This is a genomic window from Nocardioides pinisoli, assembly GCF_024199985.1.
Lineage (GTDB): Bacteria > Actinomycetota > Actinomycetes > Propionibacteriales > Nocardioidaceae > Nocardioides > Nocardioides pinisoli.
Map to the genome: position 1 here is coordinate 121,944 of NZ_JANARS010000010.1, position 22,247 is coordinate 144,190.

At 72.3% G+C, this 22,247-nt stretch carries 19 protein-coding genes and 3 tRNA genes; 17 read left to right on the top strand and 5 right to left on the bottom strand.

All coding sequences use genetic code 11. The features are described from left to right. The first annotated feature begins 310 nt into the window (after nt 1-310). Complete coding sequence (locus NCI01_RS19440) at nt 311-1,933, top strand: CHAP domain-containing protein (protein ID WP_254183147.1); 1,623 nt, start codon at nt 311-313, stop codon at nt 1,931-1,933. 36 nt (nt 1,934-1,969) lie between these two features. Here NCI01_RS19440 and NCI01_RS19445 read toward each other — a convergent pair whose 3' ends face one another. Both NCI01_RS19445 and NCI01_RS19450 read right to left on the bottom strand, forming a co-directional pair. Continuing rightward, a complete protein-coding gene (locus NCI01_RS19445) occupies nt 1,970-2,596 on the bottom strand; it encodes a response regulator (protein WP_254183148.1) in 627 nt (208 codons plus the stop codon). Next, nucleotides 2,593-3,810: a sensor histidine kinase gene (locus NCI01_RS19450; protein ID WP_254183149.1), complete on the bottom strand. Its 1,218-nt coding sequence runs from the start codon at nt 3,808-3,810 to the stop codon at nt 2,593-2,595. Before NCI01_RS19450 ends, NCI01_RS19445 begins: the two co-directional genes overlap by 4 nt. A gap of 141 nt (nt 3,811-3,951) precedes the next feature. Between NCI01_RS19450 and NCI01_RS19455 the strand changes: the two genes are divergently transcribed. The 4 genes from NCI01_RS19455 (at nt 3,952) to NCI01_RS19470 (ending at nt 7,261) form a co-directional block, all read left to right on the top strand. Continuing rightward, the gene (locus NCI01_RS19455; protein WP_254183150.1) at nt 3,952-4,926 is read left to right on the top strand and encodes an SMP-30/gluconolactonase/LRE family protein; all 975 of its coding nucleotides are present in this window, start codon (nt 3,952-3,954) and stop codon (nt 4,924-4,926) included. Between the two features lie 104 nt (nt 4,927-5,030). Further along, entirely contained in the window at nt 5,031-6,236 is a 1,206-nt protein-coding gene (locus tag NCI01_RS22865; protein ID WP_254183151.1) for an ankyrin repeat domain-containing protein, read from the top strand. Nucleotides 6,237-6,350: 114 nt separating this feature from the next. Beyond that, a complete protein-coding gene (locus NCI01_RS19465; RefSeq protein ID WP_254183152.1) occupies nt 6,351-6,911 on the top strand; it encodes a GNAT family N-acetyltransferase in 561 nt (186 codons plus the stop codon). 176 nt (nt 6,912-7,087) lie between these two features. Then, nucleotides 7,088-7,261 (top strand): hypothetical protein, encoded by a 174-nt coding sequence (locus tag NCI01_RS19470; protein WP_254183153.1) that lies wholly within the window; start codon nt 7,088-7,090, stop codon nt 7,259-7,261. Nucleotides 7,262-7,274: 13 nt separating this feature from the next. Here the strand turns inward: NCI01_RS19470 and NCI01_RS19475 are convergent. From NCI01_RS19475 to NCI01_RS19485, 3 genes are all read right to left on the bottom strand, one after another. Then, nucleotides 7,275-7,349: transfer RNA gene (locus NCI01_RS19475), tRNA-Val, on the bottom strand. Nucleotides 7,350-7,383: 34 nt separating this feature from the next. Next, nucleotides 7,384-7,454: transfer RNA gene (locus tag NCI01_RS19480), tRNA-Cys, on the bottom strand. A 35-nt stretch (nt 7,455-7,489) separates the two neighbouring features. Next, nucleotides 7,490-7,562 (bottom strand) — tRNA-Gly (locus NCI01_RS19485). A 137-nt stretch (nt 7,563-7,699) separates the two neighbouring features. Here NCI01_RS19485 and NCI01_RS19490 point away from each other — a divergent pair. The 12 genes from NCI01_RS19490 to pyk all read left to right on the top strand — a co-directional run bounded on the left by NCI01_RS19490 (nt 7,700) and on the right by pyk (nt 22,128). After that, the gene (locus NCI01_RS19490; RefSeq protein ID WP_254183154.1) at nt 7,700-8,527 is read left to right on the top strand and encodes an aminotransferase class IV; all 828 of its coding nucleotides are present in this window, start codon (nt 7,700-7,702) and stop codon (nt 8,525-8,527) included. Next, nucleotides 8,524-8,886: a phosphoribosyl-AMP cyclohydrolase gene (gene hisI, locus NCI01_RS19495; RefSeq protein WP_254183155.1), complete on the top strand. Its 363-nt coding sequence runs from the start codon at nt 8,524-8,526 to the stop codon at nt 8,884-8,886. Before NCI01_RS19490 ends, hisI begins: the two co-directional genes overlap by 4 nt. Beyond that, nucleotides 8,879-9,511 (top strand): Trp biosynthesis-associated membrane protein, encoded by a 633-nt coding sequence (locus NCI01_RS19500; RefSeq protein ID WP_254183156.1) that lies wholly within the window; start codon nt 8,879-8,881, stop codon nt 9,509-9,511. The genes hisI and NCI01_RS19500 overlap by 8 nt, the downstream gene beginning before the upstream one ends. Nucleotides 9,512-9,563: 52 nt before the next feature. After that, nucleotides 9,564-9,764 carry an HGxxPAAW family protein gene (locus NCI01_RS19505; RefSeq protein ID WP_254183157.1) on the top strand — a complete coding sequence of 67 codons (201 nt, stop codon included), beginning with the start codon at nt 9,564-9,566 and terminating at the stop codon, nt 9,762-9,764. 81 nt (nt 9,765-9,845) lie between these two features. After that, on the top strand, nt 9,846-10,643 hold the full coding sequence (gene trpC, locus NCI01_RS19510) for an indole-3-glycerol phosphate synthase TrpC (protein WP_254183158.1): 798 nt from the start codon (nt 9,846-9,848) through the stop codon (nt 10,641-10,643). A gap of 2 nt (nt 10,644-10,645) precedes the next feature. Beyond that, nucleotides 10,646-11,959: a tryptophan synthase subunit beta gene (trpB, locus tag NCI01_RS19515; RefSeq protein ID WP_308213239.1), complete on the top strand. Its 1,314-nt coding sequence runs from the start codon at nt 10,646-10,648 to the stop codon at nt 11,957-11,959. Beyond that, nucleotides 11,956-12,759 (top strand): tryptophan synthase subunit alpha, encoded by an 804-nt coding sequence (gene trpA / locus NCI01_RS19520; RefSeq protein WP_254183159.1) that lies wholly within the window; start codon nt 11,956-11,958, stop codon nt 12,757-12,759. The genes trpB and trpA overlap by 4 nt, the downstream gene beginning before the upstream one ends. Beyond that, a complete protein-coding gene (locus tag NCI01_RS19525) occupies nt 12,749-13,345 on the top strand; it encodes an SCO family protein (RefSeq protein WP_254183160.1) in 597 nt (198 codons plus the stop codon). The genes trpA and NCI01_RS19525 overlap by 11 nt, the downstream gene beginning before the upstream one ends. Nucleotides 13,346-13,353: 8 nt before the next feature. Continuing rightward, entirely contained in the window at nt 13,354-14,316 is a 963-nt protein-coding gene (gene lgt, locus NCI01_RS19530; RefSeq protein WP_254183161.1) for a prolipoprotein diacylglyceryl transferase, read from the top strand. 148 nt (nt 14,317-14,464) lie between these two features. Then, a complete protein-coding gene (gene gltB / locus NCI01_RS19535) occupies nt 14,465-19,018 on the top strand; it encodes a glutamate synthase large subunit (RefSeq protein ID WP_372495215.1) in 4,554 nt (1,517 codons plus the stop codon). A gap of 62 nt (nt 19,019-19,080) precedes the next feature. Beyond that, the gene (locus NCI01_RS19540; RefSeq protein ID WP_254183163.1) at nt 19,081-20,565 is read left to right on the top strand and encodes a glutamate synthase subunit beta; all 1,485 of its coding nucleotides are present in this window, start codon (nt 19,081-19,083) and stop codon (nt 20,563-20,565) included. A 114-nt stretch (nt 20,566-20,679) separates the two neighbouring features. After that, a complete protein-coding gene (gene pyk / locus NCI01_RS19545; protein ID WP_254183164.1) occupies nt 20,680-22,128 on the top strand; it encodes a pyruvate kinase in 1,449 nt (482 codons plus the stop codon). The last annotated feature ends 119 nt before the right edge of the window (nt 22,129-22,247 follow it).

Genomic DNA, 22,247 nt, shown 5'->3' on the forward strand with positions numbered 1-22,247 from the left:
GGAGCGGCCCTGCCGGCGTCGCGTCACAGCGCGGGCCGGCAGGGCCTCGACCGAGGCCCCACGCACTCGGTCTGACCGGGAGGTGTGCGTCCGGTCGCTCCTGATACATGCGCCCACCCCTGGGGTGGGGGTGGGCCGGGGGCTGAGGTGGGGTTGCCCGACGCCGGAGAGAATTACACGGTTGATCTTCACTCATCGGCGTGGCGCGCTTGACAGATCGCTCATACGATCACTTCCCGTGCACCAACAGTCACAGCGGCCACATGAGTCACAGCGTCCTCCCGAGCCCACGTCGTCCGTCCGGGACGCCGTGCGACGCGCGGTGCGCACGGCCAAGCTCCTGACCGGGGTGCTCGCGCTCCTCCTGCTGGTCATACCGACCACGACCGGGCGGATCAGCCTCGCGTCCTCGACCTACCTGTGCTCCGGCTACCAGGGATGCGTGGCTGCGGGCTACGGCGACGCCGGCTACCGGCAGGCCTCCTCGACGATGTACTGGCGCATGTATGCCGGGCACAACTGCACCAACTACGTGGCCTACCGGCTCATCCAGTCGGGCATGCCGGACGTCCGGCCGTGGAACGGCAGCGGAAACGCCTCCAACTGGGGCGTGGCCATGGCGTCCATCACCGACCAGGTCCCCACCGTCGGCTCCATCGCCTGGTACAAGCCGCACGTGACGCCGGCCGGCTCGGCCGGCCACGTCGCCTACGTCGAGCAGGTCGTCTCCGACACGGAGATCATCGTGTCGGAGGACTACTGGGGCGGCGACTTCTACTGGCGGCGCATCACCAAGGACGGCGGCGGGTGGCCGAGCGGGTTCATCCACTTCAACGACCGCGTCGTCCAGCCCACTTCTCCTCCCACCATCGCCGGCACACCGATGGTCGGCGCACCGCTCGAGGTGGCCGTCGGCGGCTGGACCCCCGCCCCCACGAGCGTCACCGTCCAGTGGCTGGCCGACGGGGCCGCCATCCCCGGCGCCACCTCGGCCGGCTACGTGCCCACGCCCGACGTCAAGGGCAAGACCCTGACCGCCCAGGTGACCGCGCAGCTGGAGGGCTACACCCCTGGAGCAGCCGCCCCCGCCACGGCACCCGTCGCCCCCGGCACCTTCCAGGCCACCCAGCAGCCGACGATCCAGGGCACGCCGGAGGTCGGCACCACCCTGACGCTCACCTCCCCGGCGTGGGCGCCGCAGCCCGCCAAGGCCACGACGCAGTGGTACGCCGACGGCGCCCCGCTCGCCGGGGCCACCGGGACGACGTTCAGGCTCACGCGTGACGAGATCGGCAAGCAGATCAGCGCACGTGTCGTCGCGAGCGCGAAGGGCTACAAGAAGTCGCGGGCGACCGCGGCGGCCACCACGCCGGTCCAGGCGAAGTCGGTCGCGCTGCGCAGCCCGTCCCGGGTCAAGGGCGCGCCGCAGGTCGGGAGCCGCCTCGTCGTGAAGCCCGGTCAGGTCCGGCCCAGCAACGCATCGACCACCTACCAGTGGCTCCGCGACGGTCGACGCATCGCCAAGGCCACCCACCGCTCGTACACCGTCCGTCGCGGCGACGTCGGTCGCGGCCTGACCGTCGAGGTGACCCACGCCCAGCGCAACTTCCGCGCCACCACGGAGACCATCGCCGTCGCGTCGCCCGTCACGACCGTCCCCGAGGTGCGGGTCCGCCCCGAGGCCAAGCGGGGGAAGGTCGTCGTCGACATCCGGGTCCGGGCCCTGGGAGCACCGAAGCCGGCCGGAGCGGTCACCGTCAGCGTCGGAGGACGTACGGCCGAGGGCGAGCTCGTCGACGGCAAGGCACGCCTCGTCGTCCGTGACGTCCGGCCGGGGGAGAGGCCCCTGGTCGTGCGCTACGCGGGCACCGACCTGGTGCAGTCGGCGGTGTCGCGCTCGAAGGTCACGGTGCCCTCGCGCAACGGGTCGTGACCACCGGACGCGGCTGACGGGCCGGTCACGACCGCCTCAGTGGCGCCGGATGATGCGTCGCTCGATGGCCGCGGCCACGGCTCCGGCGCGGGTGTCGACGCCGAGCTTGGTGTAGACGTGCGAGAGGTGCGACTTCACCGTGGCCTCCGAGACGAAGAGCTCGCGCGCGATCTCCCGGTTGCCCAGCCCGCGGGACAGCAGCTCCAGCACCTCGACCTCACGCTCGGTGATCGTCGAGCCTCCGGTGGTGCGGCGGACCAGGGTCGCGGCCACCGACGGCGCCAGCACCGTCTCGCCGCGCGCCGTCGCGCGGATGCCGGCGAAGAGCTCGTCGGGAGGGGCGTCCTTGAGCAGGTAGCCCCGAGCGCCCGCGTCCAGCGCGCGCAGGACGTCGGCCTCGGTGTCGTACGTCGTCAGCACGAGCACCTCCGGTGGATCGGCCGTCGCGCGGAGGGCGGCCGTCGTCTCGGCGCCGCCCCTCTCGGCGTCGCCGAGGCTGAGGTCCATCAGCACCACGTCGGGGTGCTCCGCCTCGAAGCGGGCCAGGGCCGAGTCGAACCCGTCCGCCTCCGCCACCACGGTCAGGTCCTCCTGGCCCTCGACCAGGGCGCGCAGGCCTGCGCGCACCACAGGGTGGTCGTCGACGATCAGGACCCGGATCACGCTTCGCCCCAGGCGTCGCGGAGGGGCAGGTGCACGGAGACCGTGGTCCCCTCGCCCGGGCTGCTCTCGACGTAGGCGCGACCGCCGAGCGACGCGGCGCGCTCCCGGATGCCGGTGAGGCCCCGGCCGCGGACGCCGCGGGGGCGGACCCGCGCCGCGTCGAAACCGCGACCGTCGTCACGCACGTCGAGGACGACCTCGTCGGGGTGGTAGGTCAGGGTCAGCGCGACCCGTCCGGCACCGGCGTGCTCCCGGACGTTGGCGAGGGCACCTCGGGCCGTGCGGACCAGGGCCGCTGCGACGTCGGCGGGCACGGCGACGGGGTCGCCGTCGACGCGGACCTCGACCGGCAGCCCCGGTCCGGCCTGCGCGACCGTCCGCGCGAGCACCGCCGGCAGTGCGGCCGCGTCGGCGGTGGCGAGGTCCGCCGGCGCGAGGTCACGCACCACGCGCCGCACCTCGTCCAGGCCGTCGCGGGCCGTCGCGGCCGCTGTCCCGACCAGGTCCTTGGCGCGGTCCGGCCGGTCGTCCCAGTCCTGCTCGGCGGCCTGCAGCAGCAGGTTGATGCTGGACAGGCCTTGGCCGACCGAGTCGTGGATCTCCCGCGAGAGGCGGGTGCGCTCGGCGAGCGCACCGGTGCGCCGCTGCTCCTCGGCCAGCTCCTCCTGGGCGTCGACGAGCCGGTCGACGAGGTCCTGTCGCGCCCGGGACTCGAGCTCGAGCGCCCGGTAGGCCAGCACGGTCACCAGGGCGACGCCGATAGGCCCGACGACCTGGACCGGGTCGACGCCGTCACTGATCCGCTGCCACGACAGCGTCAGCAGCACCGTCATGGCGACGACCGTCGCCACCGCCCAGGCGAAGGGCAGCACCCGCAGCACCGCGAAGGCCACCGGGACGGCGCACCACGCGAAGGACGGGGCGACCGCGGTCAGCACGCCCCAGAGGACGACCATCCCGACGACCCACGCGGTCGGCCACCAGGACCGACCGGGCAGCAGGCCGCGGGCGGCGTAGGCCGCGCCGAGCACCGCCGCCCCGACGAGGACCGCGACGCCCGCGGTGTCGAGGCCGTGCCGGTCGAGGTAGCGGACCGCGCACGTGACGAGCAGGACCACGAGGACCACCAGCAGCCATCGGTCGAGCCGCTCGGCGGGCGCCAGGATGCCCCGCACGCCGTCGGGCGGCCGGCGGAGAGATGCGGTCGCAGCCATGGTCGAGCCAGCCTAGGGAAGAGGTGACCGCCGGGGAATCAACCGATCGGCTACCAGGCGGTGGCCGACCGCCGGACGCGGACCGGCCGTCCCGGGCCGGACAGTGGTGGCACCACCCGCACCCACTCCAGGAGACATCCCGTGCCGCACCCTCGTCGCCAGCTCCACGCCCTGCTCGTCACCGCCGCCGTCGGTGCCGCGACCGCCGTGGTGGCGCCGGCCCCCGCGACGGCCGACGCCCGCCCCGCGTCGTACGAGCTCGTCGGCGACGCCGACAGCCCGGTCGGCTCCAAGTTCGAGGGCATCGGGGCGGACGAGAGGCGGGGCCTGTTCTACGTCAGCGAGGTGACGGGCGGCGAGATCCACCGGGGCTCGGTGCAGTCCGCGCAGGCCGAGCAGTGGCTGGCCGGCGACGGCACCGACGGGCGCTACACCGCGCGAGGCGTCACGGTCGACGACCAGGGCCGCGTCTACGTCGCCGGAGGTCCCAACGGTCTCGGCACCGGTCGGCCCGACCTGTGGGTGTACGACGCCTCCGGCCGGCTGCTGGCAGCGCTGCGCGCCCCGGGGCAGGACGTCTTCCTCAACGACGTGGCCATCGGCGCGGACGGGGCGGCCTACTTCACCGACTCCAACGACGCGCAGGTCTTCCGCGTCGCCGACGACGGCGCCGGCTGGCAGGCCGTGCTGTGGGCCGACGCCACCGACCGGATCGAGCGGCGTCCCGGCTTCAACCTCGGCGGCATCGTCCTGACCGCCGACCGCAGCGCCCTCGTCGTCGCGCAGGGCAACACCGGCCGGCTCTGGCGCTTCGACGCCGTGACCGGCGAGGCGACCGCGGTGGAGACCGGCGGCGCCGACCTGACCAACGCCGACGGCCTGGTGCGCCAGGGCAGCCGGCTCACGGTCGTCCGCAACTTCAGCAGGATGGTCGCCACGCTGCGCCTGGCCGCCGACGGCACCCGGGCCCTTCTCGTCGCCCAGGAGGCGAGCGCCGGGGACCGCGTGCTCACGACCGCGAAGACGTTGCGCGGCCGCATCCTCTACGTCGACAGCAAGTTCGACGAGCCGGTCGCGACCGGCCCCTACGAGGTCGTCACCGACCCCGCCCGATGACAGCCACCGTCCGTCGCCCCGCGGCCGCCCTCGCCCTCGCCCTCGTGCTGGGCGCCTGCGGCAGCGGCGAACCCGGGTCCGCTCCCAACACGAGAAGGACCTCCGTGCCCGACGCCACCCCGGCCACGCCCACACGCACACCCACACCCGCACCCACGCCCACGCCCACGCCCACGCCCGAGGCTGCGCCGGCCCCCGGCCCGGCGCAGCAGGCGGCCCTCGACGAGCGGCTCAGGAAGGCGGCGTGGGCGGCCGACGTCGACCTCGCCCGGCGCCTGGTCGCCCGCGGCGCCGACGTCAACGCCAAGGACGCGACCGAGCAGTCGGCCTACCTCGTCGCCACGAGCGAGGGGCGCCTCGAGCTGCTGCGGCTGGCGCTGCGCAACGGCGCCCTCGTCGACGACAAGGACAGCTGGAACGGCACCGGCCTGATCCGCGCCGCCGAGCGCGGCCACGCCGACGTCGTCGGCGAGCTCCTCCGCGCCGGCATCGACCGCGACCACGTCAACCGGATCGGCTACCAGGCGATCCACGAGGCCGTCTGGCTCGGTGCCGACACCCCGTCCTACGCCGCCACCGTCCGCGTCCTCACCGCCGGCGGCGTGGAGCTCGACCGGCGCTCCCCGTCGGCCGGCCTCACCCCGCTCGAGATGGCCCGCGAGCGTGGCTTCGACCAGCTGGAGAGGATCCTGACCACCGTGACCACTGCCGAGCGACCCGCCGACCCCGATGCCGCGCTCCTGGCCGCCGCCCGCGCCGGGGACGCCGACGCCGTCGCCGTCGCCCTGCGTGCCGGCGCTGACACCGAGGCGCGTGACGAGCACGACCGTACGCCGCTGCTGCTCGCCGCGACCCACGACCACGTCGACGTGGCCCGGGTGCTCGTCGCGATGGGCGCCGACCCGGACGCGCTCGACGACCGCCACGACACGCCCTGGCTCGTCACCGGCGTCACCGGCAGCGTCGCGATGCTCGAGGCCCTGCTGCCCGCCGGTCCGGACCTCACCATCCGCAACCGCTTCGGAGGGCTGTCCCCGATCCCGGCGAGCGAGCGCGGGCACGTGGCGTACGTCCGTCGGGTCGTGGACACCGAGGTGGACCTCGACCACGTCAACGACCTGGGGTGGACCGCCCTCCTCGAGGCCGTCATCCTCGGCGACGGCGGCCGGGACCATCAGGAGGTCGTGCGGATCCTCCTCGATGCGGGCGTCGACCCGATGATCGCGGACCACGACGGCGTGACGGCGCTCCAGCATGCCGAGCGGCGCGGGTTCGACGAAATCGCGGCACTGCTGCGAGGCGCCCGCTGAGGACGTCACGCGGTGCCGCGCCGTGCCGAGGTCGCCTAGCCTGTGCCCTCCGCGTCCGAGGTCCGGCAGCGGCTGCACCCCGACCTTCCTCCGAGCACAGAGGCGACCGCCCCCATGACGACTCCGTTCCTGCCCAAGCCGACCCTCGTCGGCGAGCTGGTGACCCTGCGGCCGATCCAGGCCGAGGACGCCGACACCATCGACCGCATCATCCGCGACGACGACGAGATCGCTCGGCTGACCGGGGCGGTGCACAGCAGCGACGCCGACCCGCTCGACCTGCCGATCGAGCGGCTCCGGCAGATCTACGGCGAGTGGGCCGTTGCGGACGACCGGCTGGTGCTGGGCGTGGTCGACAACACCAGCGGCGCGCTCGTCGGCGAGGTCGTCCTCAACGACTGGGACGAGGGCAACCGGTCGTGCGGGTTCCGAACGCTCATCGGCACCGCGGGACGTGGCCGCGGGCTCGGCACGGAGGCCACGCGCCTGGTCGTCCAGCACGGTCTGACGACGATGGGGATGCACCGGATCTCGCTGGAGGTCTACGACTTCAACCCCCGGGCACGCCACGTCTACGAGAAGGTCGGCTTCGTCCACGAGGGGACCGGCCGCGAGGCCCTGCTCTTCGACGGCGAGTGGATCGACGTGCACTACATGGGGATCCTCGCGAGCTGACCGCAGGACTCGGCGCCCGGGGGGCGGACTCCTCCGCCGCCCGCTCGCCGGACCGGACGGCGGACTGGCAGGCCGCCGCCGAGCCGTGAACCCCTCCTCGGCCAGCGTGCCGCCACGCACGGGCTGAGGCTCAACACGCACAACCACGACATCGCCTCTAGCTTCTCGGACGTGCGGTGGCGGCTCGCGCTCAGCTGCAGGAGTTCGTCACCCAGGCCGGACTGGCGGCCAACGTCGCCGACGCGGACGCCCGGGCCGCGCTGCAGCGCGACGGCGAGGCGGTGATCGACCAGCATGAGGGCCGAGTGCACGGCAAAGGGGCCGGTTTCCTGTCGGAAACCGGCCCCTGAGCCGTGTGGATGCTGGTGGGCGATACTGGGTTTGAACCAGTGACCTCTTCCGTGTCAAGGAAGCGCGCTACCGCTGCGCCAATCGCCCAAGTCTTGAGTTGTTCGGTGTCGCTCTCTGGCAGAGGTGGGTACGGGATTCGAACCCGTGTAGACGGATTTGCAGTCCGTTGCCTCGCCTCTCGGCCAACCCACCGTGGAGGTTCCGAAATGAACGGGGGAGACCTTCCGAGCGGACAACGAGACTCGAACTCGCGACCTCAACCTTGGCAAGGTTGCGCTCTACCAACTGAGCTATGTCCGCCTGCATTCCTGGCCGTTTCACCGGCCCTGAGTGCGAGTGGAACAGTAGTACATGCCCGACGCGGGGCCAAAATCGACCCCCGGTTCCGTGTGTCCCACCCGTCCCAGCAGCCCTCTCGCGCCCCCTAGAGTGACGCCATGCGCGCGTGGATCGACGGTGACCTGCTGGCCGACCCGACCCAGGGGGCCGTCGCGGTCACCGACCACGGGTTCACCGTCGGGGACGGTGTCTTCGAGGCGGTCAAGACGCTCGACGGCGTGCCGTTCGCGCTGACCCGGCACCTCACGCGGCTCCAGCGGAGCGCGGAGGGCGTCGGGCTGCCCGCCCCCGACCTCGACGACGTACGCAGCGGGGTCGCGGCCGTGCTCGACGGCGCGCAGGACGACCCGATCGGGCGGTTGCGCATCACCTGGACCGCCGGCCCGCACCCGATGGGCTCGGGTCGCGGCGGGGGACCGGCGACCCTGGTCGTCGCCTACAGCGCGATCGACCGCGCGAGGCCCGAGACGACGGTCGTGACCGTCCCCTGGACCCGCAACGAGAACGGCGCCACCGCCGGGCTCAAGACCACCTCCTACGCGGAGAACGTCATCGCGCTGGCGCACGCCCACCGGCACGGCGGGACCGAGGCGGTCTTCGCCAACACGGCGGGCAACCTGTGCGAGGGCACGGGGTCCAACGTGTTCTACGTCGTCGACGGCGAGCTGCGCACCCCGAGCCTGGCGGCCGGGTGCCTCGCCGGCATCACCCGCGAGCTGGTGCTCGAGTGGTGCGGAGCCCGCGAGGTCGACGAGCCGCTGGCCGACGTGCGGGCGCGGGCGAGCGAGGCGTTCCTGGTGTCCACGACGCGCGACGTCCAGGCCATCGCGCGCTGGGACGACCGCGACCTCCCCGCGCCCGGTCCGGTGACGAAGCAGTGTGCGGAGACCTGGGCTGCCCGCGAGGCTGAGACGATGGACCCGTGAACACTCCGAGCTCCTCCCTCGACCCGGCGATCGCCGCGCGGCTGCGCCACACCGCGGAGGGCCTCGTGCCGGTCGTCGTCCAGCAGCAGGGCTCGGGCGAGGTGCTGATGCTGGCCTGGGTCGACGACGAGGCGCTGGCCCGCACGATCGACACCGGCCGGGCGACGTACTGGTCCCGCTCGCGCCGCGAGTACTGGGTCAAGGGCGACACCTCCGGGCACCACCAGTGGGTCAAGGAGGTCCGCCTCGACTGCGACGGCGACACGCTGCTCTTCGTCGTCGACCAGGTAGGTGCCGCGTGCCACACCGGCGACCACACCTGCTTCGACGCCGACGTGGTGCACCGGGTCGATGGCTGAGCCGGGCGATCAGCGTCGATCGCCGCGGCGCACCTTCGGTCCTGTCGTCCTCCTCGGCGTCGCATCGGCGGCGCTGGCGGCCTGGGCCGCCAGCAAGCCCTGGGTCTCGGGCACCGGTGCCGACTCGTTCGCGGAGGCGTCTGTCTCCCTCGCCACGACCGCCGCCGGTGAGATCGCGTCCTCCCCGCTCGGGACGGCCCTCGCCTTCGTCGTGCTCGCCTGCTGGGGCGTCGTGCTGGTCACCCGCGGACGGTTCCGCCGGGCCGTCGCCGCCCTGGCGGTCCTGGCCGCCCTGGGCTACGCCGCCACGGTCGTGTGGGCACCGTTCAGCCTGCCCGACCACCTCGTCGAGCAGGTGCGCCGCAGGACCGGCGCGACCCTCGACGAGACGTCGCTCACTGGCTGGTTCTGGCTCGCCGCCGTCGCCGCCCTCCTGGTGCTCGCCTCGACCGTCCTCGCGCTGCGGCTGGTCCGCACCTGGCCCGAGATGGGCACGAGGTACGACGCCCCCACCGGCGCGCGAGCCGCCGGCGCCGGCGACGGGGCAGGAGCGTCGAGCGAGCGCCCCACCGACAACATCGACATCTGGAAGGCCCTCGACGAGGGCCGCGACCCCACCGCCTAGACTCGTCGCGCGCACCGCTCGACCAGGACTGACCGACGAAGGAGCACCAACGATGGCTGCTGGCCACGGCAACACCCCCGCTGCATGGACCGCTGTGGCGATCGCGATGCTCGGCTTCGTCGTGGGCAGCGTCGCCCTGCTGCAGGTGCCGACCCAGATGACCCTGCTGTGGATCGGCATCATCATCGCGGTGGTCGCGTTCCCGCTGTTCCTCGTGCTGTCCAAGCTCGGCTTCAACTCCTCCGACCACTGAGCGCCCGGCCGGGCCACCGGTCACGTCCGTCCTCTGGGCACCGGCCCCGGACGGGCTGGGCCCGGGTGAGAGGCTGAGGCCATGCCAGCGACCGGTTCCGTGCTCGACGACATCGTCGCGGGAGCACGCGACGACCTCGCCCGCCGCGAGGCGGCGCTCCCGCTCGGTGAGCTCCGTGCGCACCTCGCCGACGCCCCGCCCGCGCGCGACCCGATGCCGCACTTCCGGGCCCCCGGGTCGAGCGTGATCGCCGAGGTCAAGCGACGCAGCCCGAGCAAGGGCGCCCTCGCCGAGATCCCCGACCCGGCGTCGCTCGCCCGCGCCTACGCCCGCGGCGGTGCCGCGGCGATCTCGGTGCTGACCGAGGAGCGCCGCTTCGGCGGCCGCCTCGACGACCTGCGTGCCGTGCGTGCCGCCGTCGAGACGCCGATCCTGCGCAAGGACTTCATCGTCGAGTCCTACCAGCTGGTCGAGGCCCGCGCCGCCGGTGCCGACCTGGCGCTGCTGATCGTCGCGGCGCTCGACGACGACACCCTCCGTCGCCTCCACGACGAGGCGACCGGGCTCGGCCTCACCGTGCTGGTCGAGGTGCACGACGAGGCAGAGGCCGAGCGGGCACTGGCGCTCGAGGCGGAGCTGATCGGGGTCAACAGCCGCAACCTCAAGACCCTCGAGGTCGACCCCGACGTCTTCGGTCGCCTCGCCCCCCAGATCCAGGGCGACGCGGTCCTCGTCGCCGAGAGCGGCATCACCGGCGTCGCCGACGTCGGGCGCTTCGTCTCCGAGGGGGCGGGCGTCGTGCTGGTCGGCGAGGCACTGGTCAAGGACGGCGACCCAGAGGCCGCCGTACGAGCAATGACAGGAGTGACGGCACCGTGAGCGTGCAGACGGGCGTGCAGCCCAGCGGGACCAGCAGGTACGAGGCCGACGAGCGCGGCTACTTCGGGCAGACGTGGGGCGGGCGCTTCATGCCCGAGGCCCTCGTCGCCGCGCTGGACGAGCTGACCGAGGCCTGGCACGACGCCATGGCCGACGCGTCCTTCGTGGCGGAGTTCGAGCGGATCCTGCGCGAGTACGCCGGCACGCCGAGCCGGCTCTACCACGCCGAGCGGCTCTCCGAGCGCGTCGGTGCGCGCGTGCTGCTCAAGCGCGAGGACCTCAACCACACCGGCGCCCACAAGATCCGCAACGTGCTGGGCCAGGCCCTGCTGACCAAGCGGATGGGCAAGACCCGGGTCATCGCCGAGACCGGCGCCGGCCAGCACGGCGTGGCCAGCGCCACCGCCGCCGCGTGGTTCGACCTCGACTGCACCGTCTACATGGGGGCGGTCGACACCCGTCGCCAGGCGCTCAACGTCGCCCGCATGCAGCTGCTCGGCGCCAAGGTCGTGCCGGTCGAGTCCGGCAGCGCCACGCTGAAGGACGCGATCAACGAGGCGCTGCGCGACTGGGTCGCCAGCGTCGACCACACCGCCTACCTCTTCGGCACCGCGGCCGGCCCCCACCCGTTCCCCAGCATGGTGCGCGACTTCTGCCGCGGCATCGGCGACGAGGCCCGGGCCCAGTGCCTCGAGCAGTACGGCGTCCTCCCGGACGCGGTCGCCGCGTGCGTCGGTGGCGGCTCCAACGCCATCGGCCTGTTCACCGCGTTCCTCGAGGACGAGGGCGTCGAGATCCACGGCTTCGAGCCTGGTGGAGACGGCGTGGAGACCGGCCGCCACGCCGCGACCATCCACGCCGGCGAGGCGGGCGTGCTGCACGGCGCGCGCACCTACGTGCTCCAGGACGACGACGGCCAGACGGTCGAGTCGCACTCCATCTCCGCCGGCCTCGACTACCCCGGCGTGGGCCCGCAGCACTCCTGGCTGGCCGCGGCCGGGCGGGCGACGTACACGCCGGTCACGGACGCCCAGGCGATGGACGCGATGGCACTGCTGAGCCGCACCGAGGGGATCATCCCCGCCATCGAGTCGGCCCACGCCATCGCGGGCGCGCTCGACGTCGCCAAGCGTCTTGGCCAGGAGAAGGGTCCCGACGCGACGGTGATCATCAACCTCAGCGGTCGCGGCGACAAGGACATGGGCACGGCCATCGAGTGGTTCGGCCTCGGCGACGCCGAGGAGGGACCGGAGGCCGACCTCGAGCAGGTCGAGGCCGACGCGGCGCCCGCGCTCGACACCGAGGCGCAGCAGTGACCTCCACCAGCACGATCTTCGAGCGTGCCCGCGCGGAGGACCGCGCCGCCCTGATCGGCTACCTCCCGGTCGGCTACCCGAGCGTCGAGGGCTCGATCAGGGCCATGCGCGCGATGGTCGAGGCCGGCTGCGACGCGATCGAGATCGGCCTGCCCTACAGCGACCCGGTGATGGACGGCCCCACGATCCAGGCCGCCGCCCAGGCGGCCCTCGACGGCGGCGTGCGCACCGCCGACGTGATGCGAGCGGTCGAGGAGGTCGCCGCGACGGGCGCGCCCACGCTCGTGATGACCTACTGGAACCCCGTCGAGCGCTACGGCGTCGAGCGGTTCGCCACCGACCTCGCCGAGGCCGGGGGAGCCGGGCTGATCACGCCCGACATCACCCCCGACCACGGGTCGGAGTGGATCGCCGCCGCCGACGCCCACGGCCTCGACAAGGTCTTCCTCGTCGCGCCGAGCTCGACGGACGAGCGCGTCGCGATGACCGCCCACGAGAGCCGCGGCTTCGTCTACGCCGCCGCCGTCATGGGCGTCACCGGCGCCCGCGACGCCACCTCCGGCCTCGCCGGCCCCCTGGTGGACCGGGTCCGGGCGTCGGGCGACGTCCCCGTGGCCGTCGGCATCGGGGTCAGCACCGGCGACCAGGCCGCCGAGGTGGCCCGCTTCGCCGACGGGGTCATCGTGGGCTCCGCGTTCGTGCGGTGCCTGCTCGACCACGAGGGTGACGAGGCCGCCGGTCTCGACGCCCTGCGGAGCCTGACCGCCGACCTCGCCGAGGGCGTACGACGTGCGCGCTAGGGCACTCGTCGTGGCCCCGCTGCTCGCGCTGCTGGCGTCATGTGGCGGGGGAGCGCAGTCGAGCGAGCCCACCGGCACCGTCCTCGACCCGCCGTTCGAGGTGTCCTCGACGCCGCTGGTGGACACCGACGGCGCGGCGTTCAGCCTGGCCGACGACACCGACAAGGACCTGACCCTCGTCTTCTTCGGCTACAGCAACTGCCCCGACATCTGCGGCCAGGTGATGGCCACCCTCGCGGGCACGCTGACGCGCTTCGAGCCGGAGGAGCGGGAACGGCTCGACGTGGTCTTCGTGACCACCGACCCGGCTCGCGACGACGAGGCGGCGACGGAGGCCTATGTCAGCGCGTTCGACCCGACGATCATCGGCCTGACCGGCGACCTCGACGACATCGTGGAGGTCGGCGAGAGCCTGGCGGTCGGCATCGACAAGGGGGACAAGCTGCCCAGCGGGGGCTACGACGTCACCCACGGCACCCGGGTCTACGCCGTCGACGCCGCCGACGAGGCGCCGATGATGTGGGACCACGACGTCTCGCAGGCCCAGCTGGCCCGTGACGTCCAGACGTTGCTCGACGAAGGATGATGCTCCCCATGTTGACCGTTCCGTCCGTCGTGACGTCGCCCCTGGTGACCCTGATGTCCATCCCGAGTCCCGCCGACGGCGTGTGGAACCTGGGCCCCGTCCCGATCCGCGGCTACGCGCTCAGCATCATCCTCGGCATCGTGCTCGCGATCTGGATCGGCGAGCGCCGCTGGGTCGCACGCGGCGGCACGGCGGGCGAGGTCAGCGACCTGGCCCTCTGGGCCGTGCCCTTCGGGCTCGTCGGTGGCCGGCTCTACCACGTCATCACCGACTGGGAGCTCTACTTCGGTGAGGACCGCAACCCGATCACCGCGCTCTACGTCTGGCGCGGGGGCCTCGGCGTGTGGGGGGCGATCGCCCTCGGTGCGCTCGGGGTGTGGCTGGGCGCGCGGTCCAAGGGCATCAAGCTGCTGCCGATGCTCGACGCGCTGGCCCCCGGGGTGCTCGTGGCGCAGGCGGTCGGACGGTGGGGCAACTGGTTCAACCAGGAGCTCTACGGCCGCCCCACCGACCTGCCGTGGGGCCTGGAGATCGACGTCGCCCACCGGCCCGCGCAGTACCTCGACCAGGCGACCTTCCACCCGGCGTTCCTCTACGAGTGCCTGTGGAACCTCGCGGCGTTCGCGGTCATCATCTGGGCCGACCGCCGGTTCCGTCTCGGCCACGGCCGGGTCGTCGCGCTCTACGTCATGCTCTACACGCTCGGCCGCGGCTGGATCGAGAACCTCCGCATCGACGACGTCCAGATGGACGACGTCCTCGGCCTGCGGCTCAACGTGTGGACCTCGATCGTGCTCTTCGTCCTGGCCGCGGCCTGGTTCGTCTGGTCGGCGAGGCGCCACCCGGGACGCGAGGAGGTCGTCCGTACGCGTGAGCCGCGTGTCGACGACGCCGAGGACGTCAGGGACACCGAGGACGCCGAGGACGTCAGGGACACCGAGGACGGACGTCGCGCCGGTCCCACGGCCTGACACGACCCGCGCCGGCGTCGTGCGCCGGTGATAGGTTCCGTGTTGCTCGGGCCAACGTCGTCCCCAGCGTTGACTTCCACCCCATCGCCCGCCTCGGACCGGGATCCGGTCCATGGCGCGCGGAGACGACGACGGGAGAATGCCTCCTATGCACGCATTCCCGCCGAACTTCCCGCCCGCGCAGGGTCTCTACGACCCTCGCCACGAGAAGGACGCCTGCGGCGTCGCCATGGTGGCGACCCTGACCGGTGAGGCCAGCCACGACATCGTGGCCAAGGCGCTCACCGCCCTGCGCAACCTCGACCACCGCGGCGCCGCCGGCGCCGAGGTCAACTCGGGTGACGGCGCCGGGATCCTGATGCAGGTCCCCGACGCCTTCCTCCGCGCGGTGGTGGACTTCGAGCTGCCGCCCGCGAGGGCGTACGCCGTCGGCACCGCGTTCCTGCCCGGTGATGCCGAGGCGGTGGCCAAGACCCGGCTGCGCATCGAGGAGATCGCCGACGAGGAGGGTCTCACCGTCCTCGGGTGGCGTGAGCTGCCCGTCGACGACACGACGCTGGGCGCCACCGCGCGCAGCGTGATGCCGAGCTTCGCGCAGGTCTTCGTCGCCGGTCGCGGTGCCCGGGTGAGCGGGATGGCGCTGGAGCGCCGGGCGTTCTGCCTGCGCAAGCGGGCCGAGTCCGAGACCGACGTCTACTTCCCCTCGCTCTCCTCGCGCACGCTGGCCTACAAGGGCATGCTCACCACCGACCAGCTCGACCAGGTCTTCCCCGACCTCACCGACGAGCGCGTCGCCTCGGCGATGGCGGTGGTGCACTCGCGCTTCTCGACCAACACGTTCCCGAGCTGGCCGCTGGCCCACCCGTTCCGGTTCATCGCGCACAACGGCGAGATCAACACCGTGATGGGCAACCGCAACTGGATGCGCGCCCGCGAGGCGCTGCTCGAGAGCGACCTGATCCCGGGCGACCTCGAGCGACTCTTCCCGATCTGCACGCCCGGCGCGTCCGACTCGGCGTCGTTCGACGAGGTCCTCGAGCTGCTGCACCTCGCGGGGCGCTCGCTGCCGCACGCGGTGCTGATGATGATCCCGGAGGCCTGGGAGAACCATCGCGAGATGGACGCCCAGCGACGGGCGTTCTACGAGTTCCACTCGATGCTCATGGAGCCCTGGGACGGGCCCGCGTGCGTGGTCTTCACCGACGGCACCCAGATCGGCGCCGTCCTCGACCGCAACGGCCTGCGCCCCTCCCGCTACTGGGTCACCGACGACGGCCTCGTGGTGCTCGCCTCCGAGGTGGGCGTGCTCGACCTCGACCCCGCCACCGTCGTCCGCAAGGGTCGGCTGCAGCCGGGCCGCATGTTCCTCGTCGACACCGAGGAGCACCGGATCATCGAGGACGAGGAGATCAAGAGCCAGCTCGCCGCCGAGCAGCCCTACGACGAGTGGCTGCACGCCGGGCTGGTCCACCTCGACGACATCGACGACCTCGAGCACATCGTCCACACCCACGCCTCGGTGACCCGCCGCCAGCAGATCTTCGGCTACACCGAGGAGGAGCTGCGGGTCCTGCTCAGCCCGATGGCCAACACCGGGGGCGAGGCGCTCGGCTCGATGGGCACCGACACGCCGATCGCGGCCCTGAGCGAGAAGCCGCGCCTGCTGTTCGACTACTTCTCCCAGCTGTTCGCCCAGGTCACCAACCCGCCGCTCGACGCGATCCGCGAGGAGCTCGTCACCTCGCTCAGCGGGTCCATCGGCCCCGAGGCCAACCTGCTCGAGCCGACCCCGGCCTCGTGCCGCCAGATCGTGCTGCCGTTCCCGGTGTTCTCCAACGACGACCTGGCCAAGATCCGCCACATCAACCGCAACGGCGACATGCCGGGCTTCCAGGTGCACATCGTGCGCGGCCTCTACGACGTCGAGGGCGGGGGAGCGGCGCTCGAGGCGCGCCTCGACGAGCTCTGCGCCGAGGTGTCAGCGGCCATCGCCGACGGCGCACGGATCATCGTGCTCTCGGACCGGCACTCGACCGCAGAGCTCGCCCCGATCCCGTCGCTGCTGCTCACCGGCGCCGTCCACCACCACCTCGTCCGGGAGAAGACCCGCACCCAGGTCGGTCTCCTCGTCGAGGCCGGCGACGTCCGCGAGGTCCACCACGTGGCACTCCTGGTCGGCTACGGCGCGGCCGCGGTCAACCCCTACCTCGCCATGGAGTCGGTGGAGGACCTCGCCCGCGAGGCCTACTACGTCAAGGTCGACGCCGAGAAGGCAGTCGCCAACCTGATCAAGGCCCTCGGCAAGGGCGTGCTCAAGGTGATGTCCAAGATGGGCGTCTCGACGGTCGCGTCCTACACCGGCGCGAAGATCTTCGAGTCCGTCGGACTGTCGCAGGCCGTCATCGACCGCTACTTCACCGGCACCACCTCCAAGCTCGGCGGCATCGAGCTCGACACGATCGCCGAGGAGGTCGCTCGCCGGCACGCGACGGCGTACCCCCGGGGTGGCATCGCGCCGGCGCACCGCGAGCTCGCGATCGGCGGCGAGTACCAGTGGCGCCGGGAGGGCGAGCCGCACCTGTTCGACCCGGAGACGGTCTTCCGCCTCCAGCACTCCACCCGCACCGGCAGCTACGACATCTTCAAGCAGTACACCGACCGGGTGAACCACCAGTCGGAGCGGCTGATGACGCTGCGCGGGTTGTTCACGTTCAAGGACGGCGTGCGCGAGCCCGTCGACATCGACGAGGTCGAGCCGGTCTCGGAGATCGTCAAGCGCTTCTCCACCGGCGCGATGTCCTACGGCTCGATCAGCCAGGAGGCGCACGAGACGCTGGCGATCGCCATGAACCGGCTGGGCGGCAAGTCCAACACCGGTGAGGGTGGCGAGGACCCCGACCGGCTCTACGACCCCGAGCGCCGCTCGGCGATCAAGCAGGTCGCGTCGGGTCGCTTCGGCGTCACGTCGGAGTACCTCACCAACGCCGACGACATCCAGATCAAGATGGCGCAGGGCGCGAAGCCCGGCGAGGGCGGCCAGCTGCCCGGTCACAAGGTCTACCCCTGGGTGGCCAAGACCCGGCACTCGACGCCGGGCGTGGGCCTGATCAGCCCGCCGCCGCACCACGACATCTACTCGATCGAGGACCTGGCGCAGCTGATCCACGACCTCAAGAACGCCAACCCGGCGGCGCGCATCCACGTGAAGCTCGTCTCCGAGGTCGGCATCGGCACGGTCGCGGCGGGTGTGTCCAAGGCGCACGCCGACGTCGTCCTGGTCTCCGGGCACGACGGCGGCACCGGCGCGTCCCCGCTGACCTCGCTCAAGCATGCGGGCGGCCCGTGGGAGCTCGGCCTGGCCGAGACCCAGCAGACCCTGCTGCTCAACGGCCTGCGCGACCGGATCGTGGTGCAGGCCGACGGCCAGCTCAAGACCGGCCGCGACGTCATCATCGCCGCGCTGCTCGGCGCCGAGGAGTACGGCTTCGCCACCGCGCCCCTCGTCGTCAGCGGCTGCATCATGATGCGCGTCTGCCACCTCGACACGTGCCCGGTGGGTGTCGCCACCCAGAACCCGGTGCTGCGCGAGCGCTACAGCGGCAAGGCCGAGTACGTCGTGAACTTCTTCGAGTTCATCGCCCAGGAGGTCCGCGAGCTGCTGGCCGAGCTCGGCTTCCGCAGCCTCGACGAGGCGATCGGCCAGGTCGGCACCCTCGACGTCGCCGACGCGGTGGACCACTGGAAGGCCTCCGGGCTCGACCTCTCGCCGATCCTCCACCAGGCCTCGGCCCACGGTGAGTTCGGCCAGTTCGAGCACCAGGACCTGCGCAACACCAGGACGCAGGACCACGGCCTCGACAAGGCGCTCGACAACGAGCTCATCGCGATCGCGGCCCCGGCGCTGGAGAGCGGCGAGCCCGTGCGCGCCCAGGTGGCGATCCGCAACGTCAACCGCACCGTCGGCACGATGCTGGGCCACGAGGTCACCAAGCGCTACCGGGGTGACGGCCTGCCTGACGGGACGATCGACATCACCCTGACCGGCTCGGCCGGCCAGTCGTTCGGCGCGTTCCTGCCGCGCGGGGTGACCCTGCGGCTCGAGGGCGACGCCAACGACTACGTCGGCAAGGGCCTCTCCGGCGGTCGGCTGGTCATCCGGCCCGACCGGTCCGCGACGTTCGAGGCGGCCGAGCAGATCATCGGCGGCAACACGATCGGCTACGGCGCGACGTCGGGCCAGGTGTTCCTCAGCGGCCGCGTCGGCGAGCGGTTCTGCGTCCGCAACTCCGGCGCCACCGCCGTGGTCGAGGGCGTGGGCGACCACGGCTGCGAGTACATGACCGGCGGTGTCGTCGTCGTCCTCGGACCCACCGGCCGCAACTTCGCGGCCGGCATGTCGGGCGGCTACGCCTTCGTGCTCGACCTCGACGAGCAGCGGGTCAACCCCGAGCTCGTCGAGCTCGCGCCCGTGACGGGCAAGGCCGCCGACGAGCTGAAGGCCTTGGTCGAGCAGCACGCCGAGGAGACCGGCTCCGCCGTCGCCACCGCGCTGCTGGCCGACTGGGACACCTCCCTCGCCCGCTTCACCGAGGTCATGCCCAGCGACTTCAAGCGCGTGCTCGAGGCGCGCGAGGAGGCGCTCGAGGAAGGGCTCGACGAGGAGGAGGCCGCCGCGCGGATCATGGAGGTGCTCCATGGCTGAGCGCACTGCCGGCCTGACCGACCTGACGACCGACCACCGTCCCGCAAAGAAGGTGAACCAGCATGGCTGACCCCAAGGGCTTCCTGAAGCACGGCCGCGAGGTCGCCACCCGTCGTGAGGTCGCCGAGCGCGTCCACGACTGGGACGAGGTCTACCCCGACGGCATCGGCCGCGCGCTGCTGCCGATCATCAACACCCAGGCCGGCCGCTGCATGGACTGCGGCATCCCGTTCTGCCACCAGGGCTGCCCGCTGGGCAACATCATCCCGGAGTGGAACGACCTGGTCTGGCGTGACGACTGGGACGGCGCGATGGACCGGCTCCACGCGACCAACAACTTCCCGGAGTTCACCGGTCGCCTGTGCCCGGCCCCCTGCGAGACCGCCTGCGTGCTCGGCATCAACCAGGACCCGGTGACGATCAAGAACGTCGAGGTCTCGATCATCGACCGCGCCTGGGGCTCGGGCTACGTCCGCCCGCAGCCGCCCGAGTGGCTCTCCGGCAAGACGGTGGCCGTCATCGGCTCCGGCCCGGCCGGGCTCGCGGCCGCCCAGCAGCTGACCCGCGCCGGCCACACCGTCGCGGTCTACGAGCGGGCCGACAAGATCGGCGGCCTGCTGCGCTACGGCATCCCCGAGTTCAAGATGGAGAAGAAGCACCTCGACCGGCGTCTGGACCAGATGCGCCGCGAGGGCACCGTCTTCCGGGCCGGGGTGGACGTCGGGGGCGACCTGACCGGCGACAAGCTGCTCGACCGCTACGACGCGGTCGTGCTGGCCATGGGCGCGACGGCCGCACGCGACCTCCCGGTCCCCGGGCGCGAGCTCGGCGGCATCCACCAGGCCATGGAATTCCTGCCGCAGGCCAACCGCGCCGCGCTCGGCGAGGCCCCGACGTCCGACGGCTCGGACCAGATCGTGGCCACCGACAAGGACGTCGTCATCATCGGCGGGGGAGACACCGGTGCCGACTGCCTCGGCACGTCGATCCGGCAGGGTGCTCGCTCCATCACGCAGCTCGAGATCATGCCGCGGCCCGGCGAGGACCGGCCCGAGGGCCAGCCGTGGCCGACGTACCCGATGACCTTCAAGGTCTCCTCGGCCCACGAGGAGGGTGGCGAGCGGATGTACGCCGTCTCGACGCAGGAGTTCGTCGGGGACGACGAGGGCAACGTCGCCTCGCTCCGGCTCGTCGAGGTGGACGCGTCGTTCCAGCCCGTCGAGGGCACCGAGCGCGACATCCCGGCCCAGCTGGTGCTGCTCGCGATGGGCTTCACCGGCCCCGAGCGCACCCGCCCCGAGGGCCCGGGCCTCATCGACCAGCTGGGCGTCGACCTCGACGAGCGCGGCAACGTCCGGCGCGACTCGTCGTACGCCGCCTCGGTCCCCGGCGTCTACGTCGCCGGCGACGTCGGCCGCGGTCAGTCGCTGATCGTGTGGGCCATCGCCGAGGGACGCAGCGCGGCCGCTGCCGTCGACGCCTACCTCACCGGCTCGACGACGCTGCCGTCGCCGATCAAGCCGCACGAGCGCCCGCTCGTCGTCTGACCGCCGTCGAGCGGTGCGTGAGGCCGGTCCTGGACAGCAGGAACCCGCCTCATGCACCGACCGGGGGTGGGACGGGGGCTTTTTAACGATCCAACCTCCGATAGGGTGACGGACGTGCGTAGAGCAAAGATCGTCTGCACCCTTGGCCCCGCGGTGAACACCCCCGAGGGGATCCGAGCCCTCGTCGAAGCCGGCATGGACGTCGCGAGGCTCAACATGAGCCACGGCGCGTACGCCGACCACGAGGCCGTCTACCGGCTGGTCCGACAGGCCTCCGACGACACCGGCCACGCCATCGGCATCTTCGCCGACCTCCAGGGTCCCAAGATCCGGCTCGAGACGTTCGCCGACGGTCCGGTCAAGCTCAAGCGAGGGGCGACCTTCACGATCACGACGCGTGACGTCCCAGGCACCGCGGAGATCTGCGGCACGACCTACAAGGGACTGCCGGGCGACGTGAAGCCGGGTGACCCGCTCCTCATCGACGACGGCAAGGTCCGGCTCAGGGCGACGTCGGTCACCGACACCGACGTGGTCACCGAGGTCGTCGTGCCGGGCAAGGTCTCAAACAACAAGGGCATCAACCTGCCCGGCGTCGCGGTGTCGGTTCCCGCCCTGTCCGAGAAGGACACCGAGGACCTGCGCTGGGCGCTCAGGCTGGGCGTCGACTTCATCGCCCTGAGCTTCGTGCGCCACGGGGGCGATGCCGCCGACGTACGCGCTGTGATGCGCGAGGAGGGCATCTCCGTCCCCGTGATCGCCAAGGTCGAGAAGCCGCAGGCCCTCGACAACATCGACGAGATCGTCGACGCCTTCGACGGCATCATGGTCGCTCGGGGTGACCTCGGTGTGGAGTGCCCGCTCGAGGACGTGCCGATCCACCAGAAGCGGATCATTGACAAGGCCCGCCGCAACGCCAAGCCCGTCATCGTGGCCACCCAGATGCTCGAGTCGATGATCACCTCACCCGCGCCGACCCGCGCCGAGGCGAGCGACGTGGCCAATGCGGTGCTCGACGGCGCTGACGCGGTGATGCTGTCGGGAGAGACGAGCGTGGGGGAGCACCCCATCGTCGCCGTCGAGACGATGGCCCGCATCGTCCAGTCCACCGAGGAGCACGGCCTGGGCCACATGGCGGAGGTGGAGTGGCAGCCGCACACCCGCGGCGGCATCATCGCCAAGGCGGCGGCCGAGGTCGCCGAGCGGGTCGAGGCGAAGTACGTCGTCGCCTTCACCACGAGCGGCGACTCGGCCAAGCGGCTCTCCCGCTATCGCGGCCCGATCCCTGTCCTCGCCTTCACCCCGCAGGCCCGCACCCGCTCGCAGCTGGCGCTGACCTGGGGCGTCGAGACCTTCCAGGCGGGCGAGGTCGAGCACACCGACGAGATGGTGCGGCAGGTCGACGAGGCGCTCCTCGCCATCGGACGGGTCAAGGAGGGTGACCTCGTCGTCATCATCGCCGGCAGCCCGCCCGGCATCCCGGGCTCCACCAACGCGCTGCGCATCCACCGGATGGGCGACGCCATCAACGAGGTCGCCCCCGCCTACCGCCGCCCCCGCTGAGTAACGGTCTGCTTGTGTCAAGGGGGCGGGCGGGCAGGCGCGGCTGACCGCTCGTCGTCGGGCGGTTTGGGGCGGGTCGTTGCTGTCGGCGCTGGTGGCGTTCCGGCGGTGCTCACTGA